The sequence below is a fragment of the Nocardia sp. NPDC050435 genome, from assembly GCF_040655395.1.
Classification (GTDB): Bacteria; Actinomycetota; Actinomycetes; order Mycobacteriales; family Mycobacteriaceae; genus Nocardia.
On record NZ_JBFAJW010000009.1, the window covers coordinates 1 to 20961 of the forward strand.

General features: G+C 68.8%; 25 protein-coding genes. 9 read left to right on the plus strand and 16 right to left on the minus strand.

Annotated elements, in window-relative coordinates; all coding sequences use genetic code 11:
• The first annotated feature begins 132 nt into the window (after positions 1-132).
• Positions 133-942: a phosphatase gene (locus AB0I43_RS26000; RefSeq protein WP_356973758.1), complete on the plus strand. Its 810-nt coding sequence runs from the start codon at positions 133-135 to the stop codon at positions 940-942.
• On the opposite strand, the gene AB0I43_RS26005 is transcribed toward AB0I43_RS26000, so the two are convergent.
• Positions 909-1745 carry an alpha/beta hydrolase gene (locus AB0I43_RS26005; RefSeq protein WP_356973757.1) on the minus strand — a complete coding sequence of 279 codons (837 nt, stop codon included), beginning with the start codon at positions 1743-1745 and terminating at the stop codon, positions 909-911. The genes AB0I43_RS26000 and AB0I43_RS26005 overlap by 34 nt on opposite strands.
• 103 nt (positions 1746-1848) lie before the next feature.
• On the opposite strand from AB0I43_RS26005, the gene AB0I43_RS26010 reads away from it, so the two are divergent.
• Positions 1849-2349, plus strand: a complete 501-nt coding sequence (locus AB0I43_RS26010; RefSeq protein WP_356973756.1) for a MarR family transcriptional regulator — start codon at positions 1849-1851, stop codon at positions 2347-2349.
• Positions 2350-2428: 79 nt separating this feature from the next.
• The gene (locus AB0I43_RS26015; protein WP_356973755.1) at positions 2429-3991 is read left to right on the plus strand and encodes an esterase-like activity of phytase family protein; all 1563 of its coding nucleotides are present in this window, start codon (positions 2429-2431) and stop codon (positions 3989-3991) included.
• Positions 3992-4066: 75 nt separating this feature from the next.
• Here AB0I43_RS26015 and rpsQ read toward each other — a convergent pair whose 3' ends face one another.
• Genes rpsQ through rpsJ form a run of 11 tightly spaced genes read right to left on the minus strand, consistent with a single transcriptional unit; the run spans position 4067 to position 9328 of the window.
• Complete coding sequence (rpsQ, locus tag AB0I43_RS26020) at positions 4067-4339, minus strand: 30S ribosomal protein S17 (RefSeq protein ID WP_356973754.1); 273 nt, start codon at positions 4337-4339, stop codon at positions 4067-4069.
• Positions 4336-4575, minus strand: a complete 240-nt coding sequence (gene rpmC, locus AB0I43_RS26025; RefSeq protein WP_011207272.1) for a 50S ribosomal protein L29 — start codon at positions 4573-4575, stop codon at positions 4336-4338. Before rpmC ends, rpsQ begins: the two co-directional genes overlap by 4 nt.
• Positions 4575-4991 (minus strand): 50S ribosomal protein L16, encoded by a 417-nt coding sequence (gene rplP, locus AB0I43_RS26030; protein WP_067666862.1) that lies wholly within the window; start codon positions 4989-4991, stop codon positions 4575-4577. Before rplP ends, rpmC begins: the two co-directional genes overlap by 1 nt.
• A gap of 4 nt (positions 4992-4995) precedes the next feature.
• A complete protein-coding gene (gene rpsC / locus AB0I43_RS26035; protein WP_356973753.1) occupies positions 4996-5802 on the minus strand; it encodes a 30S ribosomal protein S3 in 807 nt (268 codons plus the stop codon).
• Positions 5803-6204 (minus strand): 50S ribosomal protein L22, encoded by a 402-nt coding sequence (gene rplV, locus AB0I43_RS26040; protein WP_356973752.1) that lies wholly within the window; start codon positions 6202-6204, stop codon positions 5803-5805.
• Positions 6201-6482, minus strand: a complete 282-nt coding sequence (gene rpsS / locus AB0I43_RS26045) for a 30S ribosomal protein S19 (RefSeq protein ID WP_019045020.1) — start codon at positions 6480-6482, stop codon at positions 6201-6203. Before rpsS ends, rplV begins: the two co-directional genes overlap by 4 nt.
• A 14-nt stretch (positions 6483-6496) precedes the next feature.
• Positions 6497-7333: a 50S ribosomal protein L2 gene (gene rplB, locus AB0I43_RS26050; protein ID WP_356973751.1), complete on the minus strand. Its 837-nt coding sequence runs from the start codon at positions 7331-7333 to the stop codon at positions 6497-6499.
• Between the two features lie 33 nt (positions 7334-7366).
• The gene (gene rplW / locus AB0I43_RS26055) at positions 7367-7672 is read right to left on the minus strand and encodes a 50S ribosomal protein L23 (RefSeq protein ID WP_040686547.1); all 306 of its coding nucleotides are present in this window, start codon (positions 7670-7672) and stop codon (positions 7367-7369) included.
• Positions 7669-8343, minus strand: a complete 675-nt coding sequence (gene rplD / locus AB0I43_RS26060; protein ID WP_356973750.1) for a 50S ribosomal protein L4 — start codon at positions 8341-8343, stop codon at positions 7669-7671. The genes rplW and rplD overlap by 4 nt, the downstream gene beginning before the upstream one ends.
• Positions 8340-9008, minus strand: coding sequence for a 50S ribosomal protein L3 (gene rplC, locus AB0I43_RS26065; RefSeq protein WP_356973749.1), 669 nt, complete (start codon positions 9006-9008; stop codon positions 8340-8342). Before rplC ends, rplD begins: the two co-directional genes overlap by 4 nt.
• A gap of 14 nt (positions 9009-9022) precedes the next feature.
• Positions 9023-9328 carry a 30S ribosomal protein S10 gene (rpsJ, locus tag AB0I43_RS26070; RefSeq protein WP_003938093.1) on the minus strand — a complete coding sequence of 102 codons (306 nt, stop codon included), beginning with the start codon at positions 9326-9328 and terminating at the stop codon, positions 9023-9025.
• A 520-nt stretch (positions 9329-9848) separates the two neighbouring features.
• Here rpsJ and AB0I43_RS26075 point away from each other — a divergent pair.
• Complete coding sequence (locus tag AB0I43_RS26075) at positions 9849-10325, plus strand: hotdog fold domain-containing protein (RefSeq protein WP_356973748.1); 477 nt, start codon at positions 9849-9851, stop codon at positions 10323-10325.
• Between the two features lie 84 nt (positions 10326-10409).
• Positions 10410-11606, plus strand: coding sequence for a lycopene cyclase family protein (locus tag AB0I43_RS26080; protein WP_356973747.1), 1197 nt, complete (start codon positions 10410-10412; stop codon positions 11604-11606).
• Between the two features lie 27 nt (positions 11607-11633).
• Here AB0I43_RS26080 and AB0I43_RS26085 read toward each other — a convergent pair whose 3' ends face one another.
• Genes AB0I43_RS26085 through AB0I43_RS26095 form a run of 3 tightly spaced genes read right to left on the minus strand, consistent with a single transcriptional unit; the run spans position 11634 to position 14301 of the window.
• Complete coding sequence (locus tag AB0I43_RS26085) at positions 11634-12479, minus strand: ABC transporter permease (RefSeq protein ID WP_356973746.1); 846 nt, start codon at positions 12477-12479, stop codon at positions 11634-11636.
• Positions 12476-13255 carry an ABC transporter permease gene (locus tag AB0I43_RS26090; RefSeq protein ID WP_356974108.1) on the minus strand — a complete coding sequence of 260 codons (780 nt, stop codon included), beginning with the start codon at positions 13253-13255 and terminating at the stop codon, positions 12476-12478. Before AB0I43_RS26090 ends, AB0I43_RS26085 begins: the two co-directional genes overlap by 4 nt.
• Positions 13256-13296: 41 nt before the next feature.
• Positions 13297-14301 (minus strand): ATP-binding cassette domain-containing protein, encoded by a 1005-nt coding sequence (locus tag AB0I43_RS26095; protein ID WP_356973745.1) that lies wholly within the window; start codon positions 14299-14301, stop codon positions 13297-13299.
• A 274-nt stretch (positions 14302-14575) separates the two neighbouring features.
• Between AB0I43_RS26095 and AB0I43_RS26100 the strand changes: the two genes are divergently transcribed.
• From AB0I43_RS26100 to AB0I43_RS26110, 3 genes are all read left to right on the plus strand, one after another.
• Positions 14576-16093, plus strand: a complete 1518-nt coding sequence (locus AB0I43_RS26100) for an aldehyde dehydrogenase family protein (RefSeq protein ID WP_356973744.1) — start codon at positions 14576-14578, stop codon at positions 16091-16093.
• 125 nt (positions 16094-16218) lie between these two features.
• A complete protein-coding gene (locus AB0I43_RS26105; RefSeq protein WP_356973743.1) occupies positions 16219-17817 on the plus strand; it encodes a lipase family protein in 1599 nt (532 codons plus the stop codon).
• Between the two features lie 7 nt (positions 17818-17824).
• Complete coding sequence (locus tag AB0I43_RS26110; RefSeq protein WP_356973742.1) at positions 17825-18814, plus strand: hypothetical protein; 990 nt, start codon at positions 17825-17827, stop codon at positions 18812-18814.
• On the opposite strand, the gene AB0I43_RS26115 is transcribed toward AB0I43_RS26110, so the two are convergent.
• Entirely contained in the window at positions 18767-20008 is a 1242-nt protein-coding gene (locus AB0I43_RS26115; RefSeq protein WP_356973741.1) for a helix-turn-helix domain-containing protein, read from the minus strand. The genes AB0I43_RS26110 and AB0I43_RS26115 overlap by 48 nt on opposite strands.
• Before the next feature lie 132 nt (positions 20009-20140).
• Here AB0I43_RS26115 and AB0I43_RS26120 point away from each other — a divergent pair, with 132 nt between their 5' ends.
• Complete coding sequence (locus AB0I43_RS26120; protein ID WP_356973740.1) at positions 20141-20941, plus strand: enoyl-CoA hydratase-related protein; 801 nt, start codon at positions 20141-20143, stop codon at positions 20939-20941.
• Positions 20942-20961 lie beyond the last annotated feature (20 nt).

Below are 20961 nucleotides of genomic sequence, written 5' to 3' on the forward strand. Positions count from 1 at the left end.
GAGAGTGGATGCGTTCCTAGACAGCTCGCACTTCACTCGGAGGTCTTCGTCATGTCCAGCTCGCCACGCCGTCACCAACGTCCATGGTCAGTACATCTAGCGCGCGCCACCCGGGCAGGGCACAGTGGAGGCATGGCGGTCGCGCATGGTTCCGGGGTCGATCGAGAGGCGTTGCGCGAGCATCTGGTTCGCACCAGGATCGCGGGCGAGGTGGCGACGCCGCGGGAGTCGAACCTCACCAACTTCCGCCGTATGGTCGCGCGTGATCCCGGCTACCAGTTCGGACTTCGCCTGCGGGAGTGGACCTTCGAGGAAACGCTCGCCATGATGGCGCGGCAGTGCGGCGTCAGCCCGGACCCGAAATACACGCACGGCGTCGACACCATCGATCCGGATCTGACGATCGACGCGCTCGACGCCATGGCCGAACGGCTCGCCCACGCCGCCCGGCACCGTTCCACCGTCGTGTTCGCCACCGGTCACCCCGCCACACTGCTGGGGGTCTACCGCGCGGTCGCCGACAAGCTCGCCGCCGCCGGCTGCGAGATCCCGACGCCCGCCGCCGGTTGGAGTTACGCCTCCAGCACCGACAGCCTGAAATACCGCGAGATCTCCTACACCGGCGGCGTCGCGGCGCTGATCAGCAAGTCCGGCGACTACCGGCACACCCACGACCCGCAACCCATGCAGGCCATGCTCGCCGAGTTGCAGGGCACCGGCGCCTGGCCCGGCCTGGTGCTGGCCGATCACGGCTGGGCCGGCGCGGCCGGCGAAGCCGGCATCGAGGCCGTCGGCTTCGCCGACTGCAACGACCCAGCACTGTTCGCCGGGCACGCCGAAGGCAAGATCGCCGTCACCGTCCCCCTCGACGACGGCATCCTCCCCAACCACTACCGCCCGCTCATCGACTACCTACTCGCCCGCGCCGGACTCGGCGACTGAAGCTCCGCGGCGGCAGGCCCGGGGTCGGTGATGAACTCGCGGGTCAGCGCGATCAGGTCGGACGGGTCGGCGAACCAGTCCATGTGACCCGCTCCGGGCAGCTCGACGATGCGACTGCCCCGGATTCCGGCGCTCAACTCGCGCGAGCCCGCGACGGGAATCATCGCGTCCTCGGCGAATCCGATCACCAGCGTCGGCGCGGTGATCGCGGGCAGCAGCGGGCGGATGTCCACCCGCCGGCCGAGATCGATCTGCCGCCCGATGCCCAGCGGCGGCCAGGCATCCGCCAGCGATGCGGCCAGACCCTCGTGCCCGAAGCGGTCCAGCGCGGCGGCACTGAAACCCGTCAGGGCCGAAAAGCGCTTGAACAGTTCACGATCGGTGTGCAGCAGCTGCGCCCAGGTGTGGAAATAGTATTGATCGCGGGGCCCGCTGGAGTGTGCCCAGCCGCCGACCAGCACCAGGCTGCGCACCAGCTCCGGATGGGTCGCGGCGACCGCGGCCGCGGCGACGGCGCCGAGCGAGAATCCGAGCAGATCCACCGGCCCGTCGACGGCCGCCCGAGTCGCCGCGACGACTTGGCCGGCGAGCAGATCGAGCGTCAGATCGGCACCGTCGTCGGTGGTCTGGCCGCTGCCGCTGAGGTTGGGGCGCACCACGGTGCGATCGGCGGTGAACTGGTCGACGACATTGCCGAAGACCTTCTCGGCGTCGCCGCCGGTGCCGTGCACCAGCACCAGGCCGGGTCCGTGCCCCTCGGCTTCGTAGTGCACGCGGGTGTCGCGGGTCGAGGTGAAAGGCATGGCACACCACCGTTCGTCGTCTCATTAAGATGAGCGCTAAGATAATCATCGCTCATGTGAGTGTCAAACTAATGAGCGCTCATCTAAATTCCCCGGAGGACTGGTGACCGACAGTGTGGCGGCCGTACTGGAACAGTGGCGGCGCGAGCGTCCCGACATCGACTTCGCGCCGATCGGCGTCGTCGGCCGGATCATGCGGATCTCCCGCCTGTGGGACAAGGAGATCAAGGACTTCCTCGCCGGACACGGTTTGGAGCCCGGCGAATTCGACGTGCTGTCCACGCTCCGGCGCTCCGGCGCGCCCTATGAACTGAGCGCGGGTACCTTCCTCAAGACCTCGCTGGTCACCACCGGCGCGATCACCCTTCGCGTGGATCGCATGCAGGACAAGGACCTGGTCACTCGTGTCCGCGACGAGAACGACCGCCGGTCGGTCAAGATCCGGCTGACCGAGCACGGGCTCGCGGTCATCGATCAGGTTCTGCCCCTGCACATCGCCAATGAAGCCCGGCTGCTCGAAGCCTTGACGCCCGAGGCGACCGAGCACGTCACCGGGGCCCTGGCCACTCTGCTGCGGTCTTACGGCGACACTCCCAGCGAATAGCCGGCCACCCGGGCCCGGCGACGGACAATGTTCAGATTGCGGTCATGTCCATGTCGGTCCGGGACGATAGGCATCCCTGGTGAGAATTCGCCGTAGTACCCGAAACACGCTGGTCGTCGTGGCCGTGTGCGCCAGCGCCGCAGCCGCCGGCTGTTCGTCCGACCCGAGCGCGGACTTCACCGTCGGCAAGGACAAGCCGCTGGTGATCAGTCTGGACGAGTTGCTGGACCGGACCGGGGGTAGCGCCGCGGTGGCCATAGCGAAGCCCGAGCACGGGACGATCACGCGGCAGACCGACGGTGCGCTGGTCTACACCCCGGCGGCCGGATACACCGGACCGGACAAGATCGAGGTGACCACCACCGACGCCGTGCGGCTCTACACCACCGATATCGCGCCGCTCGGTGAGTTCGGCGGGGCGACCGTGCAGGGCAGCGCGTACGGTTCGGCCTTCGTGCCGGTGCCGGGAGCCGACGGGGAGTTCTACGGGCTCACCGATCGCGGGCCGAACGTGGACGGGCCGGGCAAGAACGAGAAGCTGGCCGTCGTACCGGCTTTCACGCCGCAGATCGCCCGGTTCAAGCTGGTCGGCAACAAGGCCGTGGTGCAGTCGACCATTCTGCTGCGCAACCGCGCCGGGAAGCCGTTCAACGGATTGGTGGACGTCTCGGCCGACACCGGCGAGACCATGAAGGACCTGAACGGAACGGTCCTGACGCCGACCGATCACGGGATCGACAGCGAGGGCCTGGTCGCGCTGCCGGACGGCACGTTCTGGGTCTCCGACGAATACGGCCCGTTCCTGGTGCATTTCGACGCCGAGGGCACCGAGCTGGAGCGGCTCACCCCCGGGCAGGGATTACCGAAGGAACTGCGGCTGCGGACCCCGAACCAGGGCATGGAGGGCCTCACCGTGACGCCCGACGGCAGCACGCTGGTCGGCGTCGTGCAGAGCGGCCTCAGCACCGCGGGCGTGAGCTCGGCCCGCGAGGTGCCGATGACCCGCATCGTCACGGTGGACCTGAAGACCAAGGCGGTCAAGGAGTTCGCGTACCCGCTGGAGAACCCGAAGGAGAAGCTCGCCGTCTCCGAGATCACCGCGCTCAGCAACACCACCTTCCTGGTCGACGAACGCGACGGCAACAAGGCGCCCAAGGCGAACAAGAAGCTGTGGACCATCGATATCGCCGGCGCCACCGACATCGGCCCGCAGTCCACGGTTCCCGGCGCGGTCTACGATCCCGAGCAGGGCCTGCTGGTGGAGGGCAAGCCGCTGGAAACCTGGGTCGGCACGGTGCCCACCGCCGACGGCGTCGCCGCCCTGCGGCGCGCCGGAATCACCCCGGTCGGCAAGAAACTCGGCCTCGACCTCGGCGGCCTGGTGGACGCCCTGAATCCCGACGGCAAGTTCTTCGCCCACGACAAGATCGAGGGCATCGCCACCACCGACGGCGGCAAAACCCTCTACATCGCCAACGACAGCGACTTCGGCCTGGCCGGGGCCGGCAACAAGCCGCCCTTCACGCTGAAGCCCAAGACCATGCCCGACGGCGCCCAGGACTCCGGCGAAATCCTCGCCGTCGACACCACCCGCCTCCCGGCCGAGACCGAAACCAAGACCGTCACTCTCACGGTCCAATGATCCGGCAATGACAAAGGCCCGCTTCCCAATGGGAAGCGGGCCTTTGTTCGACTTGTCAGCCGTGGAGGGCGCGAATTACTTCGCCTTCTCCAGGACCTCGACCAGACGCCAGCGCTTGGTGGCCGACAGCGGACGGGTCTCCATCAGCTGAACGCGGTCGCCGATGCCGGCGATCTCGTTCTCGTCGTGCGCCTTCACCTTGGAGGTGGTGCGAATGATCTTGCCGTAGAGCTTGTGCCGGTTACGGTCTTCCAGCTCGACGACGATCGTCTTGTTCATCTTGTCCGAGACAACGTAACCGCTGCGAACCTTGCGGCTGTTGCGCTGCCCTTCGATCTTCTCGCTCATGCCGCATCTCCCTTGCCAGCGGGTCCGGTGGCCAGACCGAGCTCGCGCTCACGCATGACCGTGTAGATGCGCGCGATCTCGTGACGGACGACGCGCAGACGACGGTTGTTGTCGAGCTGACCCGTCGCCATCTGGAAGCGCAGGTTGAACAGCTCTTCCTTCGACTCGCGCAGGCGGGAAACGAGTTCCTCTTCGGTGAGCTCGCGGAGCTCTGCGGCTGGTGTTCCGGTAGCCATCAGAACTGCTCCTCCCTGGTCACGATCCTGCACTTCATGGGGAGCTTGTGCATCGCGCGGCGCAGGGCCTCACGAGCGGTCTCCTCGTTGGGGTAAGACATTTCGAACATCACGCGGCCGGGCTTGACGTTCGCGACCCACCACTCCGGCGAACCCTTACCGGAACCCATGCGGGTCTCGGCGGGCTTCTTGGTCAGCGGGCGATCCGGGTAGATGTTGATCCAGATCTTGCCGCCACGCTTGATGTGGCGGGTCATCGCGATACGAGCCGACTCGATCTGCCGGTTGGTGACGTAGGCCGGCTCCAGAGCCTGGATGCCGTACTCGCCGAACGCCACCGAGGTGCCGCCCTTGGCCATGCCGGAACGGCCGGGGTGATGCTGCTTGCGGTGCTTGACCTTGCGAGGCATCAGCATGGCGTCAGCCCTCCTGGTTCTCTGCCGGAGCCTCCGCCACAGCAGTGGCGGCGCGCCCGGCCTCGGTGCTGGTCGCCGTGGTGCCGGCGGAGCCGGACCGACGCGGGCGAGACGGACGCTCGCGACGCGGACGGTCGTCACGACCGCCGGCCGGAGCGGAGGCGGCGGTCAGCTCACGCTTGCCACCGACGATGTCGCCCTTGTAGATCCAGACCTTCACGCCGATGCGACCGAAGGTGGTCTTGGCCTCGTAGAGGCCGTAGTCGATGTCCGCACGCAGGGTGTGCAGCGGCACGCGACCTTCACGGTAGAACTCCGAGCGCGACATTTCGGCGCCACCGAGGCGGCCCGAGCACTGCACGCGGATGCCCTTGACGTTCGGCGAACGCATGGCCGACTGGATGGCCTTGCGCATCGCGCGACGGAACGCCACACGGTTGGACAGCTGCTCGGCCACACCCTGAGCGACGAGCTGCGCATCCGACTCGGGGTTCTTGACCTCGAGGATGTTCAGCTGCACCTGCTTCTTGGTGAGCTTCTCCAGCTCGGCGCGGATGCGATCGGCCTCGGCGCCGCGGCGGCCGATGACGATGCCCGGACGAGCGGTGTGGATGTCGACGCGAACCCGGTCACGGGTGCGCTCGATCTCCACCTTGGAGATGCCGGCCCGCTCCATGCCGTTGGCGAGGAGCTTGCGGATCGCGACGTCTTCCTTCACGTAGTCCGCGTACTGCTTGTCCGCGTACCAACGCGACTTCCAGTCGGTGGTAATGCCGAGGCGGAAGCCATGGGGGTTGATTTTCTGTCCCATTTACTTTGCCCCTCCCTTCCGGCGGTTACGAGTGGCACCACCGGCGGTGGGAACGCTCTCGACCTCGATAGTGATGTGGCTGGTGCGCTTGCGGATCCGGAACGCGCGGCCCTGGGCCCGCGGCTGGAAACGCTTCATGGTCGCGCCCTCGTCGACGAACGCCGTCGAGATGACCAGCGTGGCCGGGTTCAGGCCGAGGTTGTTCTCGGCGTTCGCCGCGGCGCTGGCCACGACCTTGGCGACCGGCTCGCTCGCGGCCTGCGGCGCGAACTTCAGGATCGCCAGGGCGTCCTCCACTCGCTTGCCGCGGACCAGGTCCACGACACGGCGAGCCTTCATCGGAGTGACGCGCACGTGCTTCGCGGTCGCCCGCGCAGTCGGGTTCTGAGTCTCAGTGGTCATCGCCGCTTGCTCTTCCGGTCATCCTTGACGTGGCTCTTGAACGTCCGAGTGGGCGCGAACTCGCCCAGCTTGTGTCCGACCATGTTGTCCGAGACGAACACCGGCACGTGCTTGCGGCCGTCGTGGACGGCGAAGGTGTGGCCGATGAAATCGGGGATGATGGTCGAACGACGGGACCAGGTCTTGATGACCTGCTTGGTGCCCTTCTCGTTCTGAACGTCCACCTTCGCGAGGAGGTGGTCGTCGACGAACGGGCCCTTCTTCAGGCTGCGTGGCATTTCTTACCTCCTCCTTAGCGCTTCTTGCCGGTCTTGCGACGGCGGACGATGAGCTTGTCGCTCGGGCGATTGGGCTTGCGGGTGCGGCCTTCCGGCTGACCCCACGGCGAGACCGGGTGGCGACCACCGGAGGTCTTGCCTTCACCACCACCGTGCGGGTGGTCGACCGGGTTCATGACGACACCACGGACCGTGGGGCGACGACCCTTCCAGCGCATACGGCCGGCCTTGCCCCAGTTGATGTTCGACTGCTCGGCGTTGCCGACCTCACCGACGGTGGCGCGGCAGCGCACGTCGACACGGCGGATTTCACCGGAGGGCATACGCAGGGTCGCGTACGGCCCTTCCTTGCCCAGCAGCTGGATGCTCATGCCGGCCGAGCGGGCCAGCTTGGCGCCGCCGCCCGGACGCAGCTCCACCGCGTGGATGGTGGTACCCGTCGGGATGTTGCGCAGCGGCAGGTTGTTACCCGGCTTGATGTCGGCGGTGGGGCCGGACTCGATCGGGGTGCCCTGCGTCACGCCCTTGGGGGCGATGATGTAGCGCTTCTCGCCGTCCTTGAAGTGCAGCAGCGCGATGTTGGCGGTGCGGTTCGGGTCGTACTCGATGTGCGCGACCTTGGCCGGGATGCCGTCCTTGTCCAGCCGACGGAAGTCGATCAGACGGTAGGCACGCTTGTGGCCGCCACCGCGGTGACGAGTGGTGATGCGGCCGTGCGCGTTGCGGCCACCCGTGCTGTGCAGCGGGCGGATCAGCGACTTCTCGGGGGTCGACCGGGTGATCTCGGCGAAATCCGAGACGGACGACCCGCGGCGGCCCGGGGTAGTCGGCTTGTACTTGCGAATTGCCATGAGTTCTTCTCTACTTTCTGGATTCCCAGGCGCTTACGCGACCGGGCCTCCGAAGATCTCGATGGGCTTGCTGTCGGCCGAGATGGTCACGAGCGCGCGCTTGGTGTCCTTGCGCTTGCCGTAACCGAAGCGGGTCCGCTTGCGCTTGCCCTGACGGTTGGCGGTGTTGACGCTGGTCACCTTCACGCCGAAAACCTTCTCGACGGCGATCTTGATCTGCGTCTTGTTGGAGTCCGGGTGCACGATGAAGGTGTAGGTGCCTTCCTCGATCAGTCCGTAGGACTTCTCCGAGATGACCGGCGCCAGCAGGATGTCGCGGGGGTCGGCGATGGTGGTCACTTGCTCTCCTCCTGTGCCGCCTCGGCCGGGCCGTGAACGAAAGCGTTCAGAGCCTCGACGCTGAACACCACTTCGTCGCTGTAGAGCACGTCGTAGGTGTTGAGCTGATCCGGGGCGATCGGCTGCACGTTCTCCAGGTTCGCCACGCTCTTCCACGCGGCGACGTCCTCGCGGCCGACGACGACCAGGAACTTCTTGCGATCCGAGAGCTCGGACAGGAAGGTCTTGGCGGTCTTGGTCGACGGGGTCTGACCCGAGACCAGTTCGGTGATCACGTGGATGCGATCGTTGCGCGCCCGATCGGAGAGGGCACCGCGCAGCGCGGCGGCCTTCATCTTCTTCGGGGTGCGCTGGCTGTAGTCGCGCGGCTGCGGGCCGTGCACGGTGCCACCGCCGACGAACTGCGGCGCGCGGGTCGAGCCCTGACGGGCGCGGCCGGTGCCCTTCTGCCGGTACGGCTTCTTGCCACCGCCGGAGACCTCGCCACGAGTCTTCGTGGCGTGGGTGCCCTGGCGGGCCGCGGCGAGCTGCGCGGTCACGACCTGGTGCATCAGTGCGATGTTGGCGGTCACGTCGAAGATCTCCGCGGGGAGGTCGACGGTGCCGTTGGTCTTGCCACCGATCTCCTTGACCGACAGCGTCAGGTTGGCCTTCTTCTCGAGGCTGGTCATGCGTGGGCACCACCCTTCACGGCGCTCTTGATCACGACGACGTTGCCGCGACGACCCGGGACAGCGCCCTTGATCAGCAGCAGGCCGTTCTCGGCATCCACCTTGTGAACCGAGAGGTTCTGCGTGGTGATGCGGTCGTTGCCCATCCGGCCCGACATGCGCATGCCCTTGAACACGCGGCCGGGGGTGGCGCAGCCACCGATGGAACCGGGGCGACGGTGCACAGCCTGCGCACCGTGCGAGGCGCCCTGGCCGGCGAAGCCGTGGCGCTTCATAGTGCCGGCGAAGCCCTTGCCCTTGCTGGTGCCGGTGACGTCGACGTAGGTGCCCTCTTCGAACACGTCGGCCGAAAGCTCCTGGCCGATCTCGAAGGAGGACGCGTCGGCGACGCGGATCTCGGCAACGTGGCGGCGCGGGGTGACACCGGCCTTGGCGAACTGGCCGGAAACCGGCTTGTTCACCTTGCGCGGGTCGATGGCGCCGAAAGCGATCTGCACGGCGCTGTAGCCGTCGCGCTCCTCGGTGCGGATCTGGGTGACGACGTTCGGTCCGGCCTTGATGACGGTCACGGGAACGACGCGATTGTTCTCGTCGAACACCTGGGTCATACCGAGCTTGGTGCCCAGGATGCCGGCCGCGGGCCTGCTCTTGTTATCAGTAGTCATGTCTCGAGTCCCCGTCACTGAATGTTGACGTCGACGCTGGCCGGCAGGTCGATGCGCATGAGCGCGTCAACCGTCTTCGGCGTCGGGTCGAGGATGTCGATAAGCCGCTTGTGCGTGCGCATCTCGAAGTGCTCGCGCGAGTCCTTGTACTTGTGCGGCGAGCGGATGACGCAGTACACGTTCTTTTCGGTGGGCAACGGCACCGGGCCGACCACACGGGCCCCGGTACGGGTCACCGTCTCGACGATCTTGCGCGCAGACGCGTCGATCGCCTCGTGGTCGTAGGCCTTGAGCCTGATGCGGATCTTTTGTCCCGCCACGCTAAGTGTCCTTTTCTCCGCTTTCGTTCGTGATCCCGGAAGCCCTGGGGCTTGGCCGAAACCACCCTCATTTACACAGCCCGAACACACGAAGACGTCTCACGTGAGACCACGATCGAGGCACGCTCGATCTCTCGCCGCTGTTCATCTGTCATGGTTCTCCGGTCCACGCGGTCGGGCGTGTCGCCTTCTCGCTCATTCTTCGGCCCGGATCAGAATTTCCTCTCGGGCCGGAACGGGTGTCCCGGACGTACTCACGCTGGAAACCAGCGAAGTACATATTTGCTACAACTCGCCTCGGCTCGGTTTACGCCAGGTATCCATAGGACTCAGACATAACCCTGTGCAAGGCAACCCGAACAGTATGCCCGACGCGCTTCGCCGATTCAAATCCGGCCCCCCACTCCCGCTCACACCCCGGTGACCAGCCAGTTCACCCCCACGCCGCGCGTCCCCGGATCGCGGCCGATTATGCCCGCGGTGCTGGGCTTTGGAACTTACTTCTGAGTAAGATAGCGGCATGAGCAAAGAGACCGCCACGTACCGGGGCTGGAAGAAGCTGCCGGACAACCGGCTGGGCCACACGCTGTTCTCGCTGGGGATGGTGGCGCGGGTGCCGTACTTCGGCACGGTGCTGCCCAGCGTGGTGCGGCTGGAGCCGGGGCTGTGCGAGGTGACCTCGCCGAAGTGGTTCGGCATCCACAATCACCTGGGCACCTATCACGCGATCGCGGCGTGCAACCTGGCCGAGGTGGCGATGGGCATGCTGAGCGAGGCGACGGTGCCGGGCACGCACCGCTGGATTCCGAAGGCGATGAACGTGCAGTACCTGGCCAAGGCCGAGACCGGCCTGCGCGCGGTGGCCAAGCTGCCCGAGGTCCCCGATTTCGCCGCGATCACCGAGGGCCGGGACCTGGTGGTTCCGGTCTCCATCTACGACAAGCACGGCCTCGAGGTCGTGCACGCCGACATCACCACCTGGGTCACCCCCAAGTAGCGGGCGCCGGGTGCGGCCGAAGTCACCTCGGCCGCGCCCGCGCGGTTGTTGCCAGCCGGCGCGCGGAACGGATTAGATGCGTCTATGAGTGGCAGCGTGGGCGGGGAATTCGAACTGGTCGTGGTCGGGCTCGGGCCGACCGGCCGGGCGCTGGCACACCGGGCGATGCGGGCCGGACTGCGGGTCGCCGCGGTCGACCCGCGACCCGAGCGATTATGGCCCGAGACGTTCTCCTGCTGGATCGACGAGCTACCCGGCTGGCTCCCGGCCACCGCCATCGCGCAGCGGATCGAGGCGCCCACCGTCTGGACCAAGACCGAGCACCGGATCCCCCGCCCCTACTGCGTGCTGTCCAAGCAGGGCCTCTACGACGCGCTGCCGCTGGACGACGCCACCGTGGTCGCGGGCCGCGCCAGCCGGGTGGACCCGCACGAGGTCGAACTGCGCGACGGCACGATCCTCAGGGCCACAACGGTTTTCGACACCCGCGGCCTGCCCGCGCTGGGCCGGCGCCGGGCGGCGAGCGCGCACGGCATCTTCGTCGACGCCGAGACCGCGGCGCCGATGATCGCCGACGGCGAGGGACTGCTGCTGGACTGGCGACCGGAAAACGGCGCGGGCCCCGGCGAACCGCCCTCGTTCCTCTACTCGGTGCCGCTGGGCGACGGCACGGTCATCTTCGAGGAGACCAGCCTCGGCCTGCGCGGCGGCATGCCCCAGCACGAGCTACGCAGACGCACCCTGCACCGCCTGGCCGTCCACGGGATTCGCCTGAAAGGCGGCGAGCCGACCGAGGCCGCGCACTATCCGCTGGATCAAGCGCCCCCGCGCAAGGGCGTGGCGCTGGCCGTCCCGTTCGGCTCCCGCGGCGGGATGATGCACCCCTGCACCGGCTACAGCGTCGCCGACTCGCTCGCCCTGGTCGACACCGCCGTGAACGCGGTGCGCACGGGCCGCGACCCGATCGCGGCGCTCTGGCCGTGGCGCGCCCGGCTCGTCTACTGGATGCGGATGCGCGGGCTCTGGGGCCTGGGCCGGCTGACCACCGATCAGTCGATCGCGATGTTCGACGCCTTCTTCACCGAATCCGAACGCGGCCAGCGCGCCCTGCTCTCCGCGCACGACGACTACACCGCCCTGGGCGCGGTCCTGTTCAACACGGTCGCGCACACCTGGCCGTTCCGCTGGCGCTACGACCTGGTCGGCTGGACCAACCGGGACCGCTGGGTGGATTATCCGTTCCCACCCGCCCCCGAACGCAGCGAACGCCGCGCCGGGTAGGTCCGGCACGGCGTTCGGCGATGGCTTTCAGGCGCCGGTCTCCGCCGCCCGCTGATAGCCGCGCACGGCCGGCCAGGCGAACACGACGATGATGCCGAGGGTCCAGGCCACGGTCTTCAGCAGCGGTTCGGCCACCGGCCCGCCGTAGGACAGACCGCTCATCGCGTCGATCGCACAGCTCATCGGCTGGTTCTGCACGACGTCCTGCAACCACACCGGATACGCCCCGACCGGGACGAAACCGGTGTTGAAGAACATCAGCAGCGTGTTCACGATGCTGATCACGCTGACCAGCATCACGCCCTCGGTGATCGTGGCCAGCGCGGTGACCAGCACGGCGAAGCCGATGCCGAACAGCACCGGCAGGCAGATCAGCGCCAGGCCCGCGACCGGGCCCTGGTCGAATCGGAAACCGAGCGCGAAGCCCACGCACAGCACGAACAGTGTCGTGACGAGCACGCGGACCGCCTCGGCGAGCAGCCGCCCGGTCAGCCCGGCCGCCCGGTGCACCGGCATGGTCCAGAACCGCCCGAGCAGCCCGGTGGCCTTCTCGGTCTTGAAGCCCAGCGCGCTGACCACCGCGCCGGACATGGCCGCCACCAGCGTGATCATCGGCACCTGGCCGAAGATGGCCGGTTTGCCGGTGGCCGAGCTGATCGAATTGCCGAGCACGACATCGAACATCAGCAGCGTCAACGCCGGATAGAGCAGCGTCTGGATCGTGGTCGACGGGTCGCGCGCCCAGCCGTAGAGCAACCGCTTGCACTGCAGCGTGCTGTCCACGACCAGAGTGCGCAGGCCGCCCTCGGCCTTCGGCGCCACCTCGGGCGGCGCGGTCCAGCGCACCTCCGGGGTTTCGACAACAGTGCTCATGACCGCCTCACACTCGCCCAGATCGCAAACGGGATGAACACCAGCGCCGCGCCGATCAGCCAGACCAGCGGCACCCACAGCACCTGCCAGGTCACCCCGTCGGCCGCCATGTCCCGCATGGCGAAGGAGAACTGGGAGATCGGCTGGTTGCGGGCGAACGGCCGGATCCACTCGGGGAAACTGCGTTCCGGGACGAAACCGCAGGACAGCATGCCGAAGATCAGCGTCGGCAGGGTCAGCGCCTGGCTCAGCGATTCCGGGCTCTTGGTGAGCGAGCCGAGACCGTCCGCGCCGATCGCGAGCACGGTGCCCACGGCCAGCGAGAACGCGCAGAACAGCGCCGCCTGCCAGAACCCGGCGACGAACCGGAAGCCGATCATGTAACCGAACAGAATGGCCGCCACCAGCGAGGTGACCGAGCGGATCAGGCCCGCCGAGATCCGCGCCGACAGCGGCACGAGCGCGCCGATCGGCATGGTCTGCAGGCGGGTGCTCAACCCCGTCAGCGCCTCGAACGCCGAGAGCTGCGCGTTGGACATCATGGTGAAGGCCATCGTCTGCAACACGATCACCGGCATGACGAACTGGGCGTAGTCGATGCCCTGGAACTTCATCACGAAGCGCAGCGGCAGATAGAAGCCGAGCGTGAACACCAGCGGCGTCACGAACGCGATGATCAGCTCGCCCTTGGTGGCCATGATCCACACGATCCGGCCCGTCAGCGCCCGCCACTGCGCGAACGACGACGGCTTCGCCGTCGGCAGCTGCGCGAACAGCGTCGCCGGATCGGCGTCGAAACCGGACTTCTCCGCAGTGGTCACTGCTTGCCGCCCGAATGGCCGGTCAGGGAGAGGAACACGTCGTCGAGGGAGGGGCGGCGCAGGCCGATGTCGGCGAGGTCGACGCCGACGTAGTCGAGCCGGCGCAGTGCTTCGGCGAGGGTGCTCGCGCCGTCGGGCGCGGGGAAGGAGAGGCGGTCGGATCCGCCGAGTTCGGCCAGGACCGCGGGGGGCACCAGATCGCCGAGCGCGTCAGCGGCGGTCTGGAGCTTGCTCGGATCCAGCGGCACCACCTCGCAGTAGCTGCCGCCGGTCTTCTCCTTGAGCTCGTCGGCGGTGCCCTCGGCGATCACCGTGCCCTTGTCGATGACGATGATGTTGTCGGAGAGCACGTCGGCTTCCTCGAGGTACTGCGTGGTCAGCAGCACCGTGATGCCCTGGCTCTTGAGGACCTGCACCAGATCCCAGACGCCCTGGCGGCTGCGCGGGTCCAGACCGGTGGTGGGCTCGTCGAGGAAGACGACCTCGGGCCGGACCACCAGGCCGCAGGCGATGTCGACGCGCCGGCGCATGCCGCCGGAGTAGTTGCCGACCGCGCGGCGCCCCGCGTTGACCAGGTCGAACTGCTCGAGCAGGTCGTCGGCGCGGCGGCGGGCCGCGGCCTTGCGCAGCCCCATCAGGCGGCCGAACAGCTCCAGGTTCTCGCGGCCGGAGAGGTTCTCGTCCAGGGCGGCGTACTGACCGGTCATCATGATGGAGCGGCGCACGCCCGCCGGATCCGTGCGCACGTCGTGGCCGGCCACGACGGCGGTGCCGGAATCCGGGCGCAGCAGCGTGGAGAGCACCTTGACCGTGGTGGTCTTGCCGGCGCCGTTGGGGCCGAGAATGCCGAGCACGGCGGCTTTCTCCGCGGTGAAGCTGATGCCCTGCAGGGCGTGCACGTCACCGAAGGACTTGCGCACGTCTTTCACGAGGACCGCTGTCTCGCGTTCCGGCCCGCCCGGGCTCTCCACGTGCGAATCTGGCTTGGTCAAGCTCGGCATCAACTCTCCACTATCGGCGGGGCGGCAAGGCGTCTCCGGAGGAGATCCGTCCCAATGGGCGTGATGTTACCGGCTGGCCGGAACCGGTCGAGGCATCCGCGCGGTACCCAGTTCCGCCGTCGATTAAGTGTGTTATTGCTCACAGTCAGTGAATTCCATTGGCGCAATTCGGAATCGGCGCTGGTCGTGCCGTCAAGGGCAGTGCGGGGGCGGCGGCCGCGCCTTGTCGGGCCGAGAACACGCCCATACCCTGCAAATCAGGGAGGTGAGACCGATGGCAGAGTCTGCACAGCCACGAGTGACCGGTCGACGGGGCGGCTCCAACGTGCTGACCTCCTACGATCCGCGCACCGGCGAAGTCGTCGGGAGCTACGCGGTGATGGGGCACGGGGAGCTCAATCGCACGGTGCGCTCCGCGCGCGCCGCCGAGAAATGGTGGGCCGGACTGGGATTCGCCAGTCGCAAGCGCTGGCTACTGGATTGGAAGCGCAGCATCGCCCGGCGCGCCGGCGAGCTGGTCGACCTGGTCTGCGAGGAGACCGGCAAGCCCGAGGCCGACGCCGCCATCGAGGTGATGCTCGCGATGGAGACCCTGGATTGGGCCGCCCGCAACGCCGCCCGCGTGCTGGACCGCCGCAAGCTCGGCTCCACCTGGCTGACCCGCAACCAGCACGCCTCGGTCGGCTACCTGCCGCTCGGCGTGGTCGGCGTGCTCGGTTCCTGGAACAACCCGGTCTTCACGCCCATGGGTTCGATCGCCTACGCCATGGCCGCGGGCAACACGGTGGTGTTCAAACCGCACGAGCTGACCACCGGCGTCGGCGTGTGGCTGGCCGAGAGCTGGAGCCGGCTGGCGCCGAGCCAGCCGGTGCTGCAGGCCGTCACCGGCGAGAAGGGCACCACCAACGCGCTGTGCCGGGCCAAGCTCGACAAGATCGCCTACGCGGGCTCGGATTCCGGCGCCCGCGAGGTGATCTCGCTCTGCGCGCAGACCTTGACGCCGGTCGTGATCGAACGCGGGGGCAAGGGCACCATGGTCGTGCAGGTCGACGCCAAGCTGGACGACGCCGCCGAGGCGGCGGTCTTCGGCGCGATGGCGAACGCGGGCCAGAACCCGACCGGCATCCAGCGCGCCTACGTCGCGGATTCGGTGTACGACTCGTTCCTGGAGCTGGTCGTCGATCAGGCGCGCGGGTTGCGCCCCGGCGCGGACCGGCGCGCCAGCTACGGCCCGATGATCGTGGAATCCCAGGTCGACGTGGTGCGCAAGCAGGTCCGCGACGCGCTGGCGCGCGGCGGCAAAGCCGTTGTCGGCGGGCTGGACTCGTTCCGGGAGCCCTATATCGAGCCGATCGTGCTGGCCGAGGTGCCCGAGGAGAGCGTCGCGGTGACCGGCGAGGCCTGCGGGCCGGTGCTGGTGGTGAACCGGGTGCCCTCGATGGACGAGGCGGCGCGCCGGATCAACGCGACCGGCAACGGCGTCGCGGTGTCGGTGTTCACCCGGGACGCGGCGAGCGTCCCGGCGTTCGCGGAGCGGCTGCGGGTCGGGGTGGTGACGATCAATTCGTCGAGCGCCTACGCGGGGATTCCGGCGCTGCCCTTCGGCGGGGTCGGCGAGTACGGCCAAGGGCACAGCCACGGCGATCAGGGCCTGCGGGAGTTCAGCCGGACGCTGTCCATCGCCCGCAAGCGGTACCGCGCCCCGGTGAACCTGTCCACCTTCGATCGGCAGGGCCGGCACCTGCGGATGGCGCGCACAATGTTCCGGCTGCGGCACGCCCGGCGCACCTGATCGCACCGCCAGGTCAGCGGCCGAAGTCCGGCAATTCGACATATCGACCGGTCGGCTTTTATTAGGGTCGACCACAGCTCGTCCCGTCTCGTTGGTGACCTCATTCGCGCGCATCGGAGGACGGTTTGACCTCAGTAGCGGACTACACGGATCTGGACAACGGCACTCTGCTCACCGTCGAGCCCCTCCCCCGCGAGCTGTGGCCGGACGGCACCGCCCAGGGCTATCGCATCGAATACGTCGCCGCCAACTTCAGCGGCGGCAAACGCGCGGTCGGCGGCTCGGTGTTCGTTCCCGACCTCGGCGAGACCCCGGCCCCCGTGCTCAGCTGGGCGCACTGCACGGTCGGCAGCAACGAGCACAACGCGCCCTCCAGGGTCGGACTGATCCCCGAGGAGCGCGGGCACCTGGCGCACTGGCTGGCCGCCGGATTCGTCGTCGCGGCCACCGACTACGAGGGGCTCGGCACCAAGGAACCGCACCCCTACCTGGACGGCGAGGCCATCGCCGACGACATCATCGACATCGCGCGCGCCGTGCACCAGATGGACCTGAACATCGACCGGCGCACCGTGATCGGCGGGTTCTCCCAGGGCGGCCACGGCTCGCTGTTCGCGGCCGCGATCTGCACCGCCTACGCCCCCGAGCTGGATCTGCGCGGCACGGTGTCGCTGGCGCCGCCGGTGCGCTTCCTGGAATTCGTGGAGCCCTACACCGTCGACGGCGGCCAGAACGTGCACGCGCTGGTGCCCACCATCCTGGCCGGATTGCACACCCGGCGACCGGAGTTCGATCCCGCGCTCCGCGTCCGCCCGGCCGGGCAGGCCCTGATCGTGGCCGCCGGGCAGAAGTCGATGCAGGAACTCGACGCCCTGTGCTCGGGCACCACCAACGACGAGGCCGGGACGACCGGGCTGGCGACCTGGCAGCCGTTCGTCGAGGCCCTGGAATCGACCAGCCCGCCGGTGACCAAGTACGACCGGCCGCTGTTCCTGTGCGCGGGCGGCGCGGACCCGGTGTTCACCTCGCGCCAGGGCAGCGCCTTCGCCGCGGAACTCGCCGAGTGCGGCACCGAGGTCACCTTCCACGATTACGAGACCCTGGATCACACCGGACTGCTGGAGCCGGCCGGACAACTCGTCACCCGATGGGCGCTGGCGCTGGTCGACGCGCCGCACGCGCGGGTCACCGCCCCGGCCGAACCGGGCGCCGACCGCGATATCCGTTTCCGGATCCTGGACGCCACCGGCGACGGCCGGATCGGCCCGGACGACTTCCGCGCCCACGCGCTGCGGTTGGTGCAGAGCTTCGGGCATCCGCTGGGCGACCCGATCGCGATCCAGGTGCGCGAGGCCTACGGCCGGCTGGCCCGGCACCTGATCGAGCACTACGACCAGGACGGCGACGAGCACATCGATCTCACCGAGTTCCTCGCCGACGCCGGGCCGGCGCCGGCCGCCGTCACCGACAGCGCCCGCGACCTGGTGCTGGCGGTCATGCGGCTGATCGACGGTGCGGACCACGGCATTTCGCGTGCCCAGTTCCGGTCGGTGACGCACGGGCTCGGCATCGCGGCCGCCGAATCCGATGTCGTCTTCGGGCTCACCGACAGCGACGGCGACGGTCACCTCACCGTCGACGAGCTGGCCGCGAGCGTCGTGCACTTCCTGACCGGCGACGATCCGGGCGCGCCCGGCTACTGGCTGTTCGGCCGGGCGGAGTGACCCGGCCGTGCACCGGTGGACCTACCTGACCGAGGTCCGCGCGATCGCCCCGGAGCTGTGGCCGGCCGGGACGGCGCAGGGCTATCGGCTCCGCTATCGCGACGGCGACCGGATCAGTTCCGGATCGCTGTTCCTGCCGGCCTGTGCCCCGGCCAGCATGCCGTTGCTGACCTGGGCGCACTGCTTCGTGGGCTTGGACGAGCACAACGCGCCCTCGCGGCGCGGGCTGCCCCGGGTGGAGCGGGAACATTTGGCGGCGTGGCTGGCCCGCGGATTCGCGGTGGCCGCGGCCGACTTCCAGGGCCTCGACGGCTGCGGCGTGCATCCGTTCCCGGCGACGCGCCAGATCGCCGCCGACATCATGGGCATCTGCCCGGCCGCGCGCGAACTCGACGATCGCCTCGAAAAGACCGTGCTGGCAGGCGGATTCTGTCAGGGCGCGCGGGCGGTGCTGCACGCGGCGGCGGGACCGGACCTGAACTACCGCGGCGCGGTGGCGCTGGCGCCCCCGAGCTACGCGCCGTACTACACGATGGTCACCGGTCACGCCGACCTGCCGGCCGACGCGCTGATCCTGGTGCTGCTGGCCGGGATGCGGGCCGCCGACCCCGGCTTCCGCCCGCAGCGGTATCTGAACCGCCGGGGCGCGCAGCTGCTCGACGCCGTCACGTCGCTGTCGGTCAAGCAGATGCGGGAGTTGCTGGCGCCCTACACCGTCGGCGATCTGGGAGCACAGCGCCTGACCCGGCACCAGCCGGTCGTCCAGGCGCTCACCCGGTGCCGCGACTTCGCGCCGAGCGCCACGAAATCGGTCCTGGTGTGCACGATGGACGCGGACCCGATCTCGCCGCGGGGCGGCGCGCAGCGCGGATGCGACCAGCTGGCCCGGCATGGAACCGACGTGATACATCGGGCCTACACCGGCGGCGGGCACCTGGACGTACTGCGGCTAGCGGCCGACGACACCGTCGCCTGGGCGCTCGAGCGGGCCGTCTGAGAGCAGCACCGCCTCCATCAGGCTGCTGACCCGCGCCAATTGCTCGGGGCGGGAATCGAATCGGACCAGCCGACCGACGTCGATGACCTGGCCGATCGCGGCGTGCACCCGGAATCGCGCCTCGACCGGGTCGCCGTCGAGCAGGTTGGCCCACTCCAGCACGTTCTGCCGCTGGATGGCGCGCAGCTTGTGCTGTTCGGCCTGCGGCAGATTGGAGAACTCGGCGTAGTAGACCGGCATGATCTCCGGCATCGCGAAGGTCAGCCTGGCCTGCCGTTCGGCGATGCGCCGCACCGCGTCCGGACGACTGGTGGCTTCGGCGAGCGCCTCGGTGATGGCCATCGCGACCCGGTCGCCGGTGCGGTAGAACGCCGCGGCCAGCAGGTCGGCCTTGCTGGTGAAGTAGCGGTAGACGCTGGAGGCGTTGATGCCGACGGCCGCGCCGATCTCCTCGATGCTGGCCTCGTGGTAGCCCTGCCGGCCGAAGATCCGGATGGCCTCGGTGAGCAGCTGCTCCCGCTTCGAGGTGACCGGCAGTCCGCGCACGGCCGGGCCGGGATCGGGTTCGGGTGGGGCGGGCGGCAGTTCGACGTCCAGCACCGCCCAGGCCATGGCGTGCAGCAGCGGCAGCATGCGGGCGCCGGAGAGCGCGGTGCGGTGCGCGGAGATGCTGGCGATCGCGCTGAGCACGGCGGCCGCGCGCATGGCGACGTCGGCGGGCGGGTCCTGCGGGCGCAGCTGTGCGATCGGGACGGCCAGGGTGGCGTTGAGGTCCTCGTAGATCTTGCGGATCCGGATGCGGTCCTCGCGTTCCAGGTAGCGGCGTTCCCAGCGGTAGAGCCCGGCCTCGCGGCGGATCTCGATGGTGTGCTCGGCGATCGCCCGGATCAGGCCGTCCAGGCGTTCGGCGGGGGCGAGCCGGTCGTCGTCGGCGGCGACGGCCACGGTGAGCAGGTGCTTGGCGCCTTCTTCCGCGGCGGCCACCAGCAGCGCGTATTTGTTGGTGAAGTGCCGGTACAGGGCGGGCCCGGAGATGCCGACCTCGGCGGCTATCTCGTCGACGCCGACCGGGTAGTAGCCGCGTTCGCTGAACGCGCGCGCGGCGGCGCGCACGATCTGTACCTTGCGATCTTTCGGACGGCGGCGGACCGGGGAGGCGGGTGCGAGGTCCACCTCGCTGCGATCCGCGACCATGCACCTCTCCCGTTCTGCGGCGGCACTGGTTGTTGACAGCGCCGGACAAGTCCACCTAAGTTAACCACAATTCGCAAAGTTAACCACTATTCAGCCCCGCCCGACCGTCGAATGCCAGACCAGGAGCACACAATGAGTAATCCCGATTCCGACCGACCGGCGGGTTTCTCTGCGGTTCACGACGGCAAGATCCTGCGCGTCACCCTGACCAAGCCCAAGCGCAAGAACGCCGTCGACTACGACACCATGGTCGCCCTCGGCGACACCATCCTGGCCGCGGCCGAGGATCGCTCGGTCCGCGTCATCGTGCTGACCGGCGAGGGCAGCGACTTCTGCACCGGCGCCGACCTGGCCACCGGCCCGGAGGAGGCCGCCCGCGGCATCACCTCCGACATGGTGATGGACGCCGCCAACCGCCTGGTCCGCTCGATCGTCGACGCCCCGGTGCCGGTCATCTCCCGGATCAAGGGCGCGGCGGCCGGCGTCGGCGTCGGCATGGCCCTGGCCGCGGACCTGGTCTACGCGAGCGAGGACTCCTACCTGCTGCTGGCCTTCATCAATATCGGCCTGATGCCCGACGGCGGCGCGGCCGCCATGGTGGCCGCCGCGGCCGGTCGCCCGCTGGCCGCGGAGATGGCGCTGCTGGGCGAGCGCCTGCCCGCCCCCGCCGCCAAGCAGGCCGGGCTGTTCACCGCCGTGCTGGCCGAGGACGAACTCGACGCGAAGGTCGAGGCCGCGGCCGCGAAGCTCGCGGCCGGCCCGCGCCGCGCGCTCGAGCTCACCAAGCAGGCGCTCAACAATGCCACCCTGGGCGCGCTGGACGCGGCGCTGGCGGCCGAGAAGGCCGGGCAGAGTGAGCTTTTGCAGTCCCCCGACTTCTTCGAGGGCGCCACCGCGATGCTCACCAAGCGCAAGCCCGTCTTCCAGGACTGACTCCCCGGGGCGAGTCGCCC